The following is a 12,745-nucleotide window of genomic DNA, read 5'->3' on the forward strand; positions in this document are numbered from 1 at the left end:
ATTCCTTCTCAGAACGGCAGGATAATATCTGCAACTTGCTGACCTAGACGGGGTTGCTGCACATCGGTGATCTGACCACGGCCACCATATGAAATGCGCGCAGAGGCGATTTTATCGTAAGTGATTTCGTTTTGCCGAGAGATATCTTCCGGACGCACATAGCCGGATACAAGAAGTTCACGCAGTTCAAAGTTTACACGCACTTCTTGTGATCCCTGCAGGGCCAGAACACCATTGGGTAAGACTTCGACAACAGTTGCCGCAACCCGCAATTCCAGCTTTTCATTGCGGCTGACCGTGCCGCTGCCGGCGGATGCGCTGTTTGAATTGGTTTGAACCATCGGATCGACACCGGCGCCCGTGGGCAAGCCTTCGGCAATGCGTTGCGGCAGGCCAAGAAGTTGGGGAATGCCCATGCTTTCATTGCCTGACCGGGATCTGTTGGTTGCATTTGAAATTTCAGCTTTGTCATCAATTTCAATCACAACTGTCAGAATGTCACCCCGTAAAGATGCCCGCCGATCCCCCAGCAATGAACCCCGGGTTCGCGTCCACAGAGATGCATCATCGATCGGATGTGTCGGGGTAAGTGAAACGGGTAGCCCGGGACTGACCATCGCAGTTTGTTCCGCCCCGCCTTCTGGTGGAATAAATGCAGGTGCGCGTCCGACATTTTCAAGCCGGGAACAGGCGCTGATAAAAAGAAGAGAGATGAGCAACAGGCAGCTGCGTGTCATGTGATTTCCTTATCAGTTTTGTACAAGAACCGAACCATCTGGCATGGCGCGGCCATTTACCGTGGTGCGGGACGAAATATTCATAATGCGGACAAATTCTCCAGGTGCCGCGCGATCAAGCGCGCGCCCTTCGGTGGTGATCCGTAATCCATTTGCGCTGTAGACCAGTGGAACCACTTGATTGCGCCCGATGACGGCGGCGGGGCCAACATCGCCGGGGCGTATTGGGCGGCCTGCGTATAAGGTGACACGCGTTTCCAACCCATTGACGTCGCTGATTTGGGTGAAGCTGCCCAGTGTATCGCCGGAAGCTACGACAAGATCTGACGGGCCCAGAACGGTCTGGCTGCGGATTGTTCGGGCTGCGACAAGCGTATCTGCAAGGGTGGCATTGGCCAGAATGGCAACAACTGCTTGTATGAGGATGAAATATCTCATCAGCGGATCTGCGTCGTTGCGCCAAGCATCTGATCGGCGGCGGTGATCACTTTGGCGTTTAACTCATACCCTCGTTGGGCCTCGATCAGTTCGGTGACTTCGCGCACAGCGTCCACTGAACTATCTTCCAGATAGCCTTGCCGCAATGTGCCTAGGCCATCGATGCCCGGAGTGCCAACCGTTGCGGGGCCCGATGCTGGGGTCTCAAGGAATAAGTTGGACCCCACCGCTTCAAGCCCTTTGGCATTCGTGAAATTCGCAAGTGTAATCGCCCCGATTTGTTGGGCCTGCACCTGTCCTGTGAAATAGGCATAAACTTCACCTTCGGCATTGATGGAAATACTGCGGGCATCGGTTGGAATTGTGATGTCAGGCACAACGGGATAGCCATCGGATGTTACAATCTGCCCTTCACCACTGCGTTTTAAACCGCCGTCCCGGGTATAGGCAGACGCCCCATTGGGCATCGTGACCTCAAGATAGCCATTGCCTTCGATTGCGATATCCAGATCTCCGCCCGTTGCCGAAAGGGATCCTTGCGCCAGCTGCACTGAAACCGATGTGGGGCGTACACCCAGGCCCAGTTGCACGCCGGTTGGCACCACGGTGCCATCTGCTGCATTAATCGTGCCGGGGCGTGTCATCTGCTGGTAATGCAGGTCGGCGAATTCAGCACGGCGGGCGTTGTAACCCGTGGTGTTCATATTCGCGAGGTTCTGGGAAATTGTTTCCACCCGCATTTGCTGGGCGCTCATTCCTGTGGCCGCAATTTTTAGTGCACGCATGACCTTCCCTCCTTATGACGACCCAAGCGTGCGCATAACGCTGCGGATCCGTTCATCTTCTTTTTCCATAAAGCCCTGGCCCATTTCATAAGCACGCTGCACTTCGATCATCCGGGTGATTTCAGCGACAGGGTCGACGTTTGAATTCTCAACAAAGCCCTGCAGAATTGCGCTGCCTTCAGTGGGTTCGACGCCGGCCACGGAAATGAAACGGACCCCGTCTTCGCGTTGCATCTGGTTTGGATCAGCGGGCAGATACAGACCGATCTGGGCAAGTGGATTTTCGCCAGCGGAAAGCGTTCCATCGGCGGCAAGGCTGATCCGGGCCGCGTCCGGCGGAACGAAAATTGGGGATCCGCCGTTGTCCAAAAGGCGATGTCCTTCCGGGGTGACCAGTTCCCCTTCTGGGCTGGGGGTGAAACTGCCTGCCCGGGTCAGCCTGTCACCAGCTGGGGTTTCGATCAGAAAAAAACCAGGACCTTCGATGGCAAAATCAAAGGTGCCCCCGGTCTGCGTCAGGGCCCCCTGTATCATAGATGTATTCCGGGCAGTGGCTGTCGCCATGGAAAGACTGTCAGCTTCCCCTTCCAGTCGTTTAACATGTTCTGCGAAAATCAGACCTTCACGGCGGTATCCACTGGTGGACATATTGGCCAGATTGTTTGCAACGGTCTGCATTTCCCGCATCAGGCCGGATTGCCGTGTCAGTGTGGTGTAGCCTGCGTTGTCCATCTTACCCTCCTGCGATCAATGGGATGATCTGGTTTTGGAAAAAACTGGTCAGGGTCCGGGACATGAAATTCATGGAGAACCAGAAGACCAGTACAATGGCCAGAAGCTTTGGGACAAATGTCAGTGTCATTTCCTGAACCGATGTCAGGGCCTGAAAAAGGCCAACTATGACGCCGGTTAACAGCGCGATTGTCAGAATTGGTGTTGACGCAATCACTGCGACCCAAAGGCCCTGACGCAAAACATCGAAGAACATGGATTCAGTCATATCAGGCCCTTACACCGGCATCCGTAGAATTTCTTGGTAGGCTTCCACAACTTTGTCACGGACAGTCACCGCTGTTTCCACGGCCAGTTCAGTCTGGGCCAATGCCTGGACAAGGGCGTGGGAATCTGCGCCACCAGTCATGGCGGCTTTTGCTGTTTCTTCTCCTTGTTGAAGGGTGCGGGCGAAATCACCAGCAGCTTTTTCAAACCCGGATGCGGCGCCATCCGCCCCCGTTTTAGGGGCAGTGGCTGGACGCGTCGCAGTATATTGCTGGGCCGCGATAGTAGATCGGATATCCATTCTGGTCTCCTTTAACGGCGCAGAAGCTGAAGCAGGCTGGACGACATTTGCCGTGCCTGATCAAACATTTTGAGGTTCGCCTCATAGCTGCGCTGTGCTTCGCGCGCATCTGCGATTTCGACCACCAGATCGACATTCGATCCATCGTAATGGCCTGTTTCATCAGCAAGCGGATGCGAAGGGTCAAAGACCTGCACCAGCGCGCTGCGGTCCAGTTGCACCGGACCTGTTTGCACCTGTCCGGTGCCTGTTCCCCGGGCAATCACTTCTTCGAAGCTTACCGTTTTCCGGTGAAATCCCGGGGTATCTGCGTTTGCGATGTTTTCGGATACGTGCCGCAGACGCATAGATTGCGCCTTCATACCGCTGGCGGAAAGGGCAAGAGTATTGCTGAAATCACTCATCCTGAATTGTTCCTATCGGCCAATGGTTGTGCGTAGAATATTGAGAGAGCTGCTATAAACGGTCAGCGCCATGTCGTGTTGCCGTTTGACATCGGTGGCGTTCAGCATCTCCTGTTCCAGAGAAACCGTATTGCCGTTGGGGCTTTCTGTTCCCGGGGTCGCACTTATACGGGTCTGGGCGGAAAAGCTGTCTTCGCCTGGCAGAAAATGTCTGCTGCGTGTCGCGCGAAGCCCCTGTGATGTTTGGGTCTGATATGTCTCGGCAAAAGATGCAACATCCCGGGCCCGATAGCCCGGAGTATCAGCATTCGCCACATTCTGAGCAACCGCTGTCTGTCGGGTTGCTGCGTGTTGTGCCATGGCCTGGGCCATGTTGAAGATTTCTATCTTATTAAGCATCGGGGCTTCTCCCACGTGCGGTTTCAACTAAGCCTTAACCCTGATTCCTTTAGAAATAGTTTCAGAGAGAACAACGTCAGAAAGACGAGATATGACAAATGGGCTGAAATCACCGTGCAGAGATAGTCTTGAAATGCAGGGGCTTGTTGCCGAAATCGCCGTCCTTCAGGCAGTGCAACCTATTGGTAGAATTGACGAAATTTTAGGTAACACATTGATTGTGTCAGGCTTGTCTTCTGTTGCGGGACTGGGGGATCAGGTTCAGATCCGAAACCGCAAGGGTGCCAGGGTATCAGGCGAAATTCTTCAGATGAACAGCCGCCTGATCACGGTTATGCCGGATGAAATTCTTGAAGGTGCCGCCATCGGCGACGAAGTTGTTTTGCTTGGCCCGACAATTATTGCACCGGATAATGGCTGGATTGGTCACGTGATTGATCCTTCCGGTCGGGCGATCGATGGATCCTTTTTGATGCGCGGTGTGAAAGAACGCTCCCTGCGCGAAACTCCACCAAAGGCAACAGAACGACGTGGGTTTGGGGGGCGCTTGGAAACCGGGATGGCGGCGTTTAACACAATGCTGCCGATCGTGCGGGGGCAAAGGGTCGGCCTGTTTTCTGGTTCCGGCGTCGGAAAGTCGACACTGCTGGCACGATTGGCATGCGGCATGCAGGCGGATATTGTTGTCATCGCACTGATTGGCGAACGTGGGCGAGAGGTGCGCGAATTTGTTGATAATGTGCTGGGGCCGGAAGGCATGGCAAAGTCAGTGGTTGTCGCGGCAACTTCGGATCAGTCCCCTCTGGTTCGCAGGCGGTGCGCCCTGACGGCAATGTCTGTTGCGGAACATTTCCGGGATCAGGGATTACATGTACTATTGTTGGCTGATTCAGTCACACGTTTTGCCGAAGCGCATCGCGAAGTGGCGCTTGCGTCAGGCGAACAGGCCTCTTTGCGAGGCTTCCCGCCCTCTACCTCTCATACAATCATGGCACTTTGTGAACGTGCCGGGCCAGGTGCGGGAAGCGCTGGAGATATCACAGCAATTTTTTCCGTTCTGGTGGCAGGGTCTGATATGGATGAACCCATCGCAGATATCCTGCGTGGTGTCCTAGATGGCCATGTTGTTCTGGATCGCCAGATTGCAGAACGGGGGCGTTTCCCAGCAATCGATTTTTTGCGTTCGGTTTCCCGTAGTCTGCCCGAAGCCGCAAGTGCAGAGGAAAATACTCTGATCACAGCTGCGCGTCATCTTTTGGGGACCTATGACCGTTCTGAAATGATGATTCAGGCAGGTTTATATGCCGCTGGTTCAGACCCGGCGGTGGATGAAGCCATCCGGGTCTATCCGTTGTTGGAAGGGTTCCTATCCGAAGATGAAGCAGGGAATTGCAGCGACAGTTTTACGCGACTGCGTGCTGCGGTTTCACCGGAAAACGTGTGAAAAGCGTTTTACACAAATACATCTTGGGCAGTTTGATCGCCGACCTGAAAAACACGTTTGTATCGCGCAATTTCCTCTTCGGGTCCCATTGCTTTGTTGGGGTTGTCTGACAGTTTCACAGTTGGACGGCCATTGGCTTTGACAGCCTTACACACCATCGAAAACGGTGCCAGGGCATCTCCGGGAACAAGCCCGCGGAAATCGTTGGTCAGCAAGGTGCCCCAACCAAATGATACCCGGACACGTCCTTGGAATTGGGTATTCAGTTCACGTATCTTTTCAACATCCAGACCATCGGAAAAGATAACCAGTTTCTTGCGTGGATCTTCGCCGCGGGATTTCCACCACCGAATGGCATTTTCCGCACCCGTCGCCGGATCACCAGAATCGATGCGAATGCCTGTCCATTCATTCAGCCATTCAGGGGCACGATCCAAGAAGCCCTGAGTTCCATATGTGTCAGGTAAAATGACCCGCAACATACCATCATGTTCGTCGCGCCAATCCGCAAGAACCTGATATGGAGCCTGCGCCAGGGCTTCGTCACTTTCGGCAAGGGCAGAATATACCATTGGCAATTCATGTGCGTTGGTACCAATCGCTTCGATGTCATGTTGCATTGCGATACGGCAATTCGAGGTGCCGACAAATTTATCACCGAGACCTTCCATCATGGCCTGAACACACCAGTCTTGCCACAAATAGGAGTGACGTCGACGCGTCCCGAAATCAGCGATGCGCAGGTTTTCAACACTGCGCAGGGCTTCAACTTTTTCCCAAAGTTTGGTCATCGCGCGGGCATATAGCACCTGCAGTTCAAATTTTGCCATCGTATTCAGAACCGCGCGGCCGCGGAGTTCCATCAATACCGCAAGGGCGGGGATTTCCCACAACATGACTTCAGGCCAAGATCCTTCGAACGTCAATTCATACTGACCATCACGTTTTTCCAAGTGATAATCCGGAAGACGCATCTGTTCGAACCATTCCATGAAATCGGGGCGAAACATCTGGCGTTTGCCATAAAATGTATTGCCTCGCAGCCATGTACTTTCTCCGCGTGACAGCGACAATGACCGTACATGGTCCAGTTGTTCCCGCAATTCACCTTCATCGATCAGTTCCGCCAGGCGCACTGATTTTGAACGGTTGATCAGGCTGAATGTTACCGTGGTATCGGGTTTGTTGCGAAACACTGACTGGCACATCAGAAGCTTGTAGAAGTCTGTATCAATCAGAGACCTTACAATCGGATCGATCTTCCATTTGTGATTATAAACGCGCGTGGCGATATCTACCATGTTCTCTTCCTCGGAACCGCCCGATACTGCCAGGCCATGGCGCAGGCTACTCAGGACGTCAGGGAATTTCCAGATCTGTCAGAGAATATTTTTGATAGGGTGCCAACAAGGACATCTTTTTTTACTGGCTTGGTCAGAAACCCATTCATGCCCGCAGTTTCACATTCCTGTCGGTGGCTTGCAAATGCATTGGCAGTCAGTGCGAAAATGGGGGTTATCTCTTGCTGCCTTTCCACTTCCAGTCGTCTGATTTCTCGGGTGGCCTCAAGGCCGTCTTTCCCGGGCATGGATACATCCATTAAAATTAGGTCGGGCTTTTTCTTTCTGAAAGTGTCAACCACCTCGAAGCCATCGGTTGCGAAATTCAGATCAACGCCCGTTTCTTTTAACAATCGGCTGAGTATGAACCGGTTCGTTTTGTTGTCGTCCGCCACCAACACCATTTTGCCATTTAATACTGGCATTGATTGTCCGGTGGATTGTTCGAATGTTTGACTGTTCCCGGCTGTTTTGACAGGAAGTTCCGCAGTGAATTCCGATCCTTTGCCCAGTTCAGAAGTTACATTGATATCCCCCCCCATCGCGCGGGCCAGCCGCCGGGAAATGCTAAGACCAAGGCCCGTGCCGCCAAAGCGCCGCGAAACACTGGAATCAGCCTGGGTGAATTCTTCGAAGATGCTGCCAAGTTTATCCGAAGCAATACCGATGCCCGTGTCCGAAATTCGTGCGACAATATTGGTTCCGTCAGTGCTGGAATGCGAAGCCAGTTCGCAGGTCACACGACCTTTGGATGTGAATTTGATAGCATTGCCAATTAGGTTCATCAGGATCTGACGAAAGCGTGCAGGATCACCCCGTACCAGGTCCGGGATCAAATCTGTACATTCAAATTGCAGGTCAACATTCTTTCCCATCGCTATTGGCCGCAGCAGTTCGACAACCTTCAATGCAATATTGCCGGGGCTAAATTCGATATTTTCCAGTTCAACCCGACCCGAATCAAGTTTTGTCAGGTCTAGGGTGCTGTTGATAATAGAAAGAAGCGAGGCCGCGGATTCAGATATCGTTTCGGTCAGATGCCGCTGGTCGCCATCAAGATCTGTTTCCAGAAGTAGGTCGGATACACCAATTATTCCATTCATAGGCGTCCGGATTTCGTGGCTCATTGTGGCAAGGAAATTGGTCTTGGCCCGGGCCGTTTCTTCGGCGGTTCTGCGCGCGTCAGCCAGATCTTGTTCCCGTTGTTTGATCGCGTTGATATCGCGTTCGATGGACACGAAATTTATCAGAATGCCCATATCATCAAAAACCGGGGAAATGCTGATTTCATACCATTTGGTGTTTCCGAATTTATCATAGTTCAGAATTTCGGTGCGGATGCCTTCGTTGTCCTTGCGTGCCTGGATCAGTTTTTTCACAACCACAGGGTCGGTTTTCGGCCCGTTCAACAGCTTTATATGACGACCAATCACATCATCCGAAACGTATCCCGTTGAGGTTTGAAAGGCGTCGTTGACCCAGGAAATATGCCCATCAGGTTCGGTGATTACAACAATATCACTGGCATTTCGGGCCACGAGTGCAAGTTGTCGTGTCAGGTTTTCACTTTCAATCAGGCGATTGCTTGCCTGTTCCGCTTCAAGCTTTTCCCGTAAAAGATGACGTTTAGCAGTCTGTGCTTTTTTGAAACCTTGATATCGACTGACCATAAGCATCACAGCCATAGCACTGAACAATGCGATGGCAATCAGATCGAAAGCCAGATCGCCTGCCAGACTGGGGGCTGACAGGATGTCATTTAGGATCAGCAGGCCCAATACTAGGCAATAAACCGTAAGACGCAGGCGACTGCCCCAGGGGAAAAATGGCATGGTTATACTGGCATGGATGATCAACGTGGTAATGCAGACAAAGGCGAAAAAACGAGTGTCACCAGTATCCGTCGCACACCAGACCATAAAAACACCCACAGATGCGCAGATCGCATGAACCACAGCTGTAAATCGCTGAACATCCCGTCGCATGCCGGAACATCGATACTTTCCGATTGATATCTTTCGGTCCGACAATAGGCTGCTGATATGAATACAGTCCCCAAACAGAACGATTGCAAAAGATGTGAATGCCAGTGATGCCGATGTAACCAAACCCAGCAAGGATGCTGCGAAAAGATACAGGGCAAGGCGCATTGGGAAGGCCGCGACGTACCCACGTGCATAGCGCAGAAACAACCCGTCAGAGGTGTTTCGTTCGTCGAAGCGGATCAGAGCTTCTTCTGCAGATTCGTTGTTTTCACTCATGAAACCCGGCCAGACTGGAAATGCGCATGCACCGCCAACCTGACAGAATCGTATTAAAAAAGAGTGTTAGCCGAATTTATGTTAGGTTTACGCCCCTGGCCTGCATGTCCGCCAAAGCTTTGGCCAGAGATCCATCCATATCGATGCCACGACAGGCGCTGGTCTGAACTGTGGTCGTAAATCCCAGCTTTTCTGCATCCATCGCAGAATAGTATACACAAAAATCAGTGGCGAGGCCGACGAGGGTAACCTGAGTGATCCCTTTGGCGCGCAGATAACCTTCCAGGCCGGTCGTCGTCGTTTTATCATTCTCAAAAAATGCGGAATAGCTGTCGATTGCAGGATTCAGTCCTTTTCGGATGATCATATCTGCGGGATCGATGCGCAGATCAGGGTGAAATTCCGCGCCGGTACTGCCCTGAATGCAATGATCCGGCCAAAGCACCTGCGGCCCATAAGGCATGTCGATCATATCGAAGGGTGTTTTGTCGTCGTGGGATGACGCAAAGGAAGAATGCCCCATTGGGTGCCAGTCCTGGGTCAGAACAATCGTGGAAAATTCATTCATCATGCCGTTGATCTCTGCAACAATCTGATCCCCTTCAGAAACGGCAAGCGCGCCCCCGGGACAGAAATCGTTCTGAACGTCGATAACAATCAATGCTTCGTGTGATGCGCGCATGTGGGCCTCCCTAGATGTGAAATTGGTAGGGGGTGAAAGAGGGCTGGTCAATATGTGAGAATCGTTATATTGGTACCAAGGTATCAATCGAAAGAATGGCTAAATGAAAACAGTGACACGCACGCAAACCGGTTTTCGGATTGAAACGCGGCTTTTGAAAGTTCTGAAGGGGCTGGCAGAGCATTTGGATATGTCTACGGCTGAGCTGATCGAAGGCATGGCTTTGCATTGTTTTGAAGGGAAAACACCGTTTTCAGATGAAACCCTAGGGAAAATTGAAGCCTTGAAAGGGGTCTATGATCTTGACCTGACAGCGCAAGACAGCCACCGGCTGAGGGAAAAATGAAATGAACGGTCACAACTCGAACATTGGTCATCGCTTTGCAACCCTTTGTGATGCATCGCTTGACCCTGCCACGTTTACCCATCGCGACCATGTGATCTGCGCGGCTTACGCCTTGCAAAATTACGATTTCTTTGAGGCGGCCCATCTTTATGCCAGTGGTCTGAAGGCCCTGGTTACAAAAGCTGGTGTGCCTGAAAAGTTTAATGCGACGGTGACCTTTGCCTTTCTCAGCGTGATTGCTCAGAAAATGGTATTACATCCGGATGTCCCGGCAGAGGATCTGCCAGATTGCTGTCCAGAATTGTTACAAAAGGACGTGCTGACTGTTTGGTATACGAAGGAAATCCTTGCTTCGGACATGGCGCGGAAAATCCCAGTTCTTCCTGAAATACAGCTGGCCTGAGAAAGCGGAACAACCAGCTTTAACTTGATCCTGATACCAGATCGGCCTATGTCCGCCCCATGACTATTGTAGCCGCACTATATCACTTCGCCCGTATCGATAACCCGCCTGCCGTGCAGGGGCCGCTTCAGGCTTTGTGCGACGAAGAGGGGATCAAAGGATCACTTCTTCTTGCGAAGGAAGGGATCAACGGAACAGTCGCGGGAACGCGTGCTGGCCTTGATCGGATGCTGGCCTATATTCGGGCTTTGCCGGGCTGTTCTGACCTTATTCATAAGGAGAGCCCGTCGTCTGAGATGCCGTTCAACCGCATGAAGGTGAAGCTTAAGAAAGAGATCGTCACAATGGGGCAACCTGATGTCGATCCGACGGCCTCTGTTGGGAACTATGTCGAGCCAAAAGATTGGAACGATCTGATCACCCAAGATGATGTTGTGGTGATCGATACCCGCAATGATTACGAGGTTGGCATCGGTACGTTCAAAGGGGCGATTGATCCGGAAACCAAATCCTTCCGTGAATTCCCGGAATGGTGGGAAAAGAACGCGGACCGTTTCCACAATAAACGTGTGGCGATGTTCTGTACCGGCGGCATTCGCTGTGAAAAATCCACGAATTATCTGATGGGCCAAGGTGTTGAAGACGTCTATCACCTGAAAGGCGGCATTCTGAAATATCTGGAAGAAGTGCCGGAAGAAGAAAGCACCTGGGAAGGTGAATGTTTTATCTTTGATCAGCGTGTTTCCATTGGTCACGGCTTGGTAGAAGGGCCACATCACCTGTGTCACGCCTGCCGCCGTCCGATCCTGCCTGAAGATCTGGAACGTTCGGAATATGAAGAAGGTGTCAGCTGCCATCTTTGCGTTGATGAAACATCAGAAGATCGAAAAACGCGTTTCCGTGAACGTCAGAAACAGATCGCCTTGTCCAAAGCCCGCGGTGAAAGCCATGTGGGCCCGCGCGCGTAAACGCATTTTTAAGGTCACTAAACTGTTTGGGCAGGTGATCCTTTACCTGCCAGGCCTAGATCCTGAAGATGTCCTTAATATTCTGAGGGTTCAGCCGGATCGGGTTGTTTGACATGCGTTGCATATTGGCAAGTTGTGACAGCGTACCGCGTTTTTTAATCGTGTTTGGGCCAAGTTTTTCCAAATCATGTTGCACGGCCAGGTCTTCCATAAACCCACGTAGAACAGCACAGCATTGATCCGTTCTGTCGATGGACAGGGCCTGCATCAGGCGCGCCATAATTTTCCGCAGATGTGCAGGGCCGCGTGGGTCTGAGATCTGTTGGTTCCTTGCCTGTGCATGGATCTGAAATATCATCGGTAAAGTCAGCCAAACCGCGTGGCCGTGAGGGATGCCGTATTGCCCGGTGATGCCGTAAGACCAGGCGTGAGCGGCGGTGGTTTTTGAAATATTGATTGCCTGCCCCGCCAGATTGGCCGCCTCGGACAGGCCCTGAAGGGACGCGGGGTCAGCATCAGGGCGAACCATCGCGTGGGCGTGCTGCGTGATCAGATCAATGGCACGAAAGGCTGTGTCACGGCTTTCTTTTGTTGAACCTACAGCCCAGGCGCTTTCAATGGCCTGCGCAAGGGCGTCTAAAATGTTGCAGGCTTTTTGATAAGGTGTGGCGCTGGCCAGCAAGACGCCATCCAGAATGATGCGATCTGGTAATAAGCACGGGGCCGCGAGTGAGAATTTTTCACCCCCGATATAGACCACTGCGAAATGGGTGGCTTCGCTGCCCGATCCCGCTGTGGTAGGCACTGCGATCAGGGGGATATCAGGGTCTGTTACAGGGGTTTTTCCCTTGGCTAGAGATTCTGAGGCATCGGGATTGGCATAAAACGCTTTGATCAGTTTCGCCATGTCCAGAACGCTGCCGCCGCCAATTGCCAGGATCAGATCGATGCCTTTGTGACGTGCAAGATCTGCCCCGCGAATGGCGTCTTCGATTTTCGGGTTTATCTCAAAGTCGTTGAAGCGAAGGACATCCATGTCTTTCAGGGCGGTTTCTGCAACTTGCTGGGCGCCACTGGTCACATAGGAGGCCTTTCCAGTCACAAGCAGAACCCTGCTATGGTGATAAGGTAAAAGAAGTTCGGGCAGTTTTGCGAGAGAGTTGAGGCCAGTGATCCGCTGCATCTGAAATTCCCGTGATTCATTTAATGCGTCAAGAGAGACCGTACCTGCGGGGTTG

Annotated in this window: 16 protein-coding genes; 4 read left to right on the forward strand and 12 right to left on the reverse strand. The window is 52.3% G+C overall.

Annotated features, from left to right (window positions below; translation table 11 throughout):
- Window positions 1-8 precede the first annotated feature (8 nt).
- From flgH to ACPGUT_RS00105, 8 genes are read right to left on the reverse strand one after another with little or no spacing between them, the layout of a single operon-like run.
- Window positions 9-737 carry a flagellar basal body L-ring protein FlgH gene (gene flgH / locus ACPGUT_RS00070; protein WP_423988094.1) on the reverse strand — a complete coding sequence of 243 codons (729 nt, stop codon included), beginning with the start codon at window positions 735-737 and terminating at the stop codon, window positions 9-11.
- A gap of 12 nt (window positions 738-749) precedes the next feature.
- On the reverse strand, window positions 750-1,175 hold the full coding sequence (flgA, locus tag ACPGUT_RS00075) for a flagellar basal body P-ring formation chaperone FlgA (protein WP_423988095.1): 426 nt from the start codon (window positions 1,173-1,175) through the stop codon (window positions 750-752).
- Window positions 1,175-1,960, reverse strand: a complete 786-nt coding sequence (gene flgG, locus ACPGUT_RS00080; protein ID WP_423988097.1) for a flagellar basal-body rod protein FlgG — start codon at window positions 1,958-1,960, stop codon at window positions 1,175-1,177. Before flgG ends, flgA begins: the two co-directional genes overlap by 1 nt.
- Window positions 1,961-1,972: 12 nt before the next feature.
- Complete coding sequence (locus ACPGUT_RS00085; protein ID WP_423988098.1) at window positions 1,973-2,692, reverse strand: flagellar hook-basal body complex protein; 720 nt, start codon at window positions 2,690-2,692, stop codon at window positions 1,973-1,975.
- Window position 2,693: 1 nt separating this feature from the next.
- A complete protein-coding gene (locus ACPGUT_RS00090; RefSeq protein WP_423988100.1) occupies window positions 2,694-2,960 on the reverse strand; it encodes a flagellar biosynthetic protein FliQ in 267 nt (88 codons plus the stop codon).
- A 9-nt stretch (window positions 2,961-2,969) separates the two neighbouring features.
- Window positions 2,970-3,260 carry a flagellar hook-basal body complex protein FliE gene (gene fliE, locus ACPGUT_RS00095; protein ID WP_423988102.1) on the reverse strand — a complete coding sequence of 97 codons (291 nt, stop codon included), beginning with the start codon at window positions 3,258-3,260 and terminating at the stop codon, window positions 2,970-2,972.
- A gap of 11 nt (window positions 3,261-3,271) precedes the next feature.
- A complete protein-coding gene (gene flgC / locus ACPGUT_RS00100) occupies window positions 3,272-3,664 on the reverse strand; it encodes a flagellar basal body rod protein FlgC (protein WP_423988103.1) in 393 nt (130 codons plus the stop codon).
- A gap of 12 nt (window positions 3,665-3,676) precedes the next feature.
- Complete coding sequence (locus ACPGUT_RS00105) at window positions 3,677-4,063, reverse strand: FlgB family protein (protein ID WP_423988105.1); 387 nt, start codon at window positions 4,061-4,063, stop codon at window positions 3,677-3,679.
- Between the two features lie 91 nt (window positions 4,064-4,154).
- On the opposite strand from ACPGUT_RS00105, the gene ACPGUT_RS00110 reads away from it, so the two are divergent.
- Window positions 4,155-5,507 carry a FliI/YscN family ATPase gene (locus ACPGUT_RS00110; protein ID WP_423988106.1) on the forward strand — a complete coding sequence of 451 codons (1,353 nt, stop codon included), beginning with the start codon at window positions 4,155-4,157 and terminating at the stop codon, window positions 5,505-5,507.
- Between the two features lie 8 nt (window positions 5,508-5,515).
- Here the strand turns inward: ACPGUT_RS00110 and pncB are convergent, their stop codons facing one another.
- The 3 genes from pncB to pncA all read right to left on the reverse strand — a co-directional run bounded on the left by pncB (window position 5,516) and on the right by pncA (window position 9,790).
- Complete coding sequence (gene pncB / locus ACPGUT_RS00115) at window positions 5,516-6,808, reverse strand: nicotinate phosphoribosyltransferase (RefSeq protein ID WP_423988107.1); 1,293 nt, start codon at window positions 6,806-6,808, stop codon at window positions 5,516-5,518.
- A gap of 50 nt (window positions 6,809-6,858) precedes the next feature.
- Complete coding sequence (locus tag ACPGUT_RS00120) at window positions 6,859-9,108, reverse strand: ATP-binding protein (RefSeq protein WP_423988108.1); 2,250 nt, start codon at window positions 9,106-9,108, stop codon at window positions 6,859-6,861.
- Window positions 9,109-9,184: 76 nt separating this feature from the next.
- Complete coding sequence (gene pncA, locus ACPGUT_RS00125) at window positions 9,185-9,790, reverse strand: bifunctional nicotinamidase/pyrazinamidase (RefSeq protein ID WP_423988110.1); 606 nt, start codon at window positions 9,788-9,790, stop codon at window positions 9,185-9,187.
- Between the two features lie 103 nt (window positions 9,791-9,893).
- Here pncA and ACPGUT_RS00130 point away from each other — a divergent pair, with 103 nt between their 5' ends.
- Genes ACPGUT_RS00130 through ACPGUT_RS00140 form a run of 3 tightly spaced genes read left to right on the forward strand, consistent with a single transcriptional unit; the run spans window position 9,894 to window position 11,507 of the window.
- Window positions 9,894-10,136 (forward strand): hypothetical protein, encoded by a 243-nt coding sequence (locus ACPGUT_RS00130; RefSeq protein ID WP_423988112.1) that lies wholly within the window; start codon window positions 9,894-9,896, stop codon window positions 10,134-10,136.
- Window position 10,137: 1 nt separating this feature from the next.
- Window positions 10,138-10,539 carry a hypothetical protein gene (locus tag ACPGUT_RS00135; protein ID WP_423988114.1) on the forward strand — a complete coding sequence of 134 codons (402 nt, stop codon included), beginning with the start codon at window positions 10,138-10,140 and terminating at the stop codon, window positions 10,537-10,539.
- Between the two features lie 59 nt (window positions 10,540-10,598).
- On the forward strand, window positions 10,599-11,507 hold the full coding sequence (locus ACPGUT_RS00140) for a rhodanese-related sulfurtransferase (protein ID WP_423988115.1): 909 nt from the start codon (window positions 10,599-10,601) through the stop codon (window positions 11,505-11,507).
- Between the two features lie 55 nt (window positions 11,508-11,562).
- Here the strand turns inward: ACPGUT_RS00140 and ACPGUT_RS00145 are convergent, their stop codons facing one another.
- Complete coding sequence (locus ACPGUT_RS00145; protein ID WP_423988116.1) at window positions 11,563-12,690, reverse strand: phosphonoacetaldehyde reductase; 1,128 nt, start codon at window positions 12,688-12,690, stop codon at window positions 11,563-11,565.
- Window positions 12,691-12,745: the final 55 nt, after the last annotated feature.

Origin of the sequence: Halocynthiibacter sp., from assembly GCF_049608145.1 — a bacterium.
Classification (GTDB): domain Bacteria; phylum Pseudomonadota; class Alphaproteobacteria; order Rhodobacterales; family Rhodobacteraceae; genus Halocynthiibacter.

What these genes read in the sequence shown, in the direction of transcription:
- ACPGUT_RS00140 (WP_423988115.1), top strand. Translation starts at nt 10,599, where the DNA reads ATGACTATTGTAGCCGCACTATATCACTTCGCCCGTATCGATAACCCG.
- ACPGUT_RS00110 (WP_423988106.1), top strand. Translation starts at nt 4,155, where the DNA reads ATGACAAATGGGCTGAAATCACCGTGCAGAGATAGTCTTGAAATGCAG.
- ACPGUT_RS00090 (WP_423988100.1), bottom strand. Translation starts at nt 2,960, where the DNA reads ATGACTGAATCCATGTTCTTCGATGTTTTGCGTCAGGGCCTTTGGGTC.
- ACPGUT_RS00120 (WP_423988108.1), bottom strand. Translation starts at nt 9,108, where the DNA reads ATGAGTGAAAACAACGAATCTGCAGAAGAAGCTCTGATCCGCTTCGAC.
- pncA (WP_423988110.1), bottom strand. Translation starts at nt 9,790, where the DNA reads ATGCGCGCATCACACGAAGCATTGATTGTTATCGACGTTCAGAACGAT.
- ACPGUT_RS00145 (WP_423988116.1), bottom strand. Translation starts at nt 12,690, where the DNA reads ATGCAGCGGATCACTGGCCTCAACTCTCTCGCAAAACTGCCCGAACTT.
- pncB (WP_423988107.1), bottom strand. Translation starts at nt 6,808, where the DNA reads ATGGTAGATATCGCCACGCGCGTTTATAATCACAAATGGAAGATCGAT.
- flgC (WP_423988103.1), bottom strand. Translation starts at nt 3,664, where the DNA reads ATGAGTGATTTCAGCAATACTCTTGCCCTTTCCGCCAGCGGTATGAAG.
- ACPGUT_RS00130 (WP_423988112.1), top strand. Translation starts at nt 9,894, where the DNA reads ATGAAAACAGTGACACGCACGCAAACCGGTTTTCGGATTGAAACGCGG.
- flgG (WP_423988097.1), bottom strand. Translation starts at nt 1,960, where the DNA reads ATGCGTGCACTAAAAATTGCGGCCACAGGAATGAGCGCCCAGCAAATG.
- flgA (WP_423988095.1), bottom strand. Translation starts at nt 1,175, where the DNA reads ATGAGATATTTCATCCTCATACAAGCAGTTGTTGCCATTCTGGCCAAT.
- ACPGUT_RS00135 (WP_423988114.1), top strand. Translation starts at nt 10,138, where the DNA reads ATGAACGGTCACAACTCGAACATTGGTCATCGCTTTGCAACCCTTTGT.
- ACPGUT_RS00105 (WP_423988105.1), bottom strand. Translation starts at nt 4,063, where the DNA reads ATGCTTAATAAGATAGAAATCTTCAACATGGCCCAGGCCATGGCACAA.
- ACPGUT_RS00085 (WP_423988098.1), bottom strand. Translation starts at nt 2,692, where the DNA reads ATGGACAACGCAGGCTACACCACACTGACACGGCAATCCGGCCTGATG.
- flgH (WP_423988094.1), bottom strand. Translation starts at nt 737, where the DNA reads ATGACACGCAGCTGCCTGTTGCTCATCTCTCTTCTTTTTATCAGCGCC.
- fliE (WP_423988102.1), bottom strand. Translation starts at nt 3,260, where the DNA reads ATGGATATCCGATCTACTATCGCGGCCCAGCAATATACTGCGACGCGT.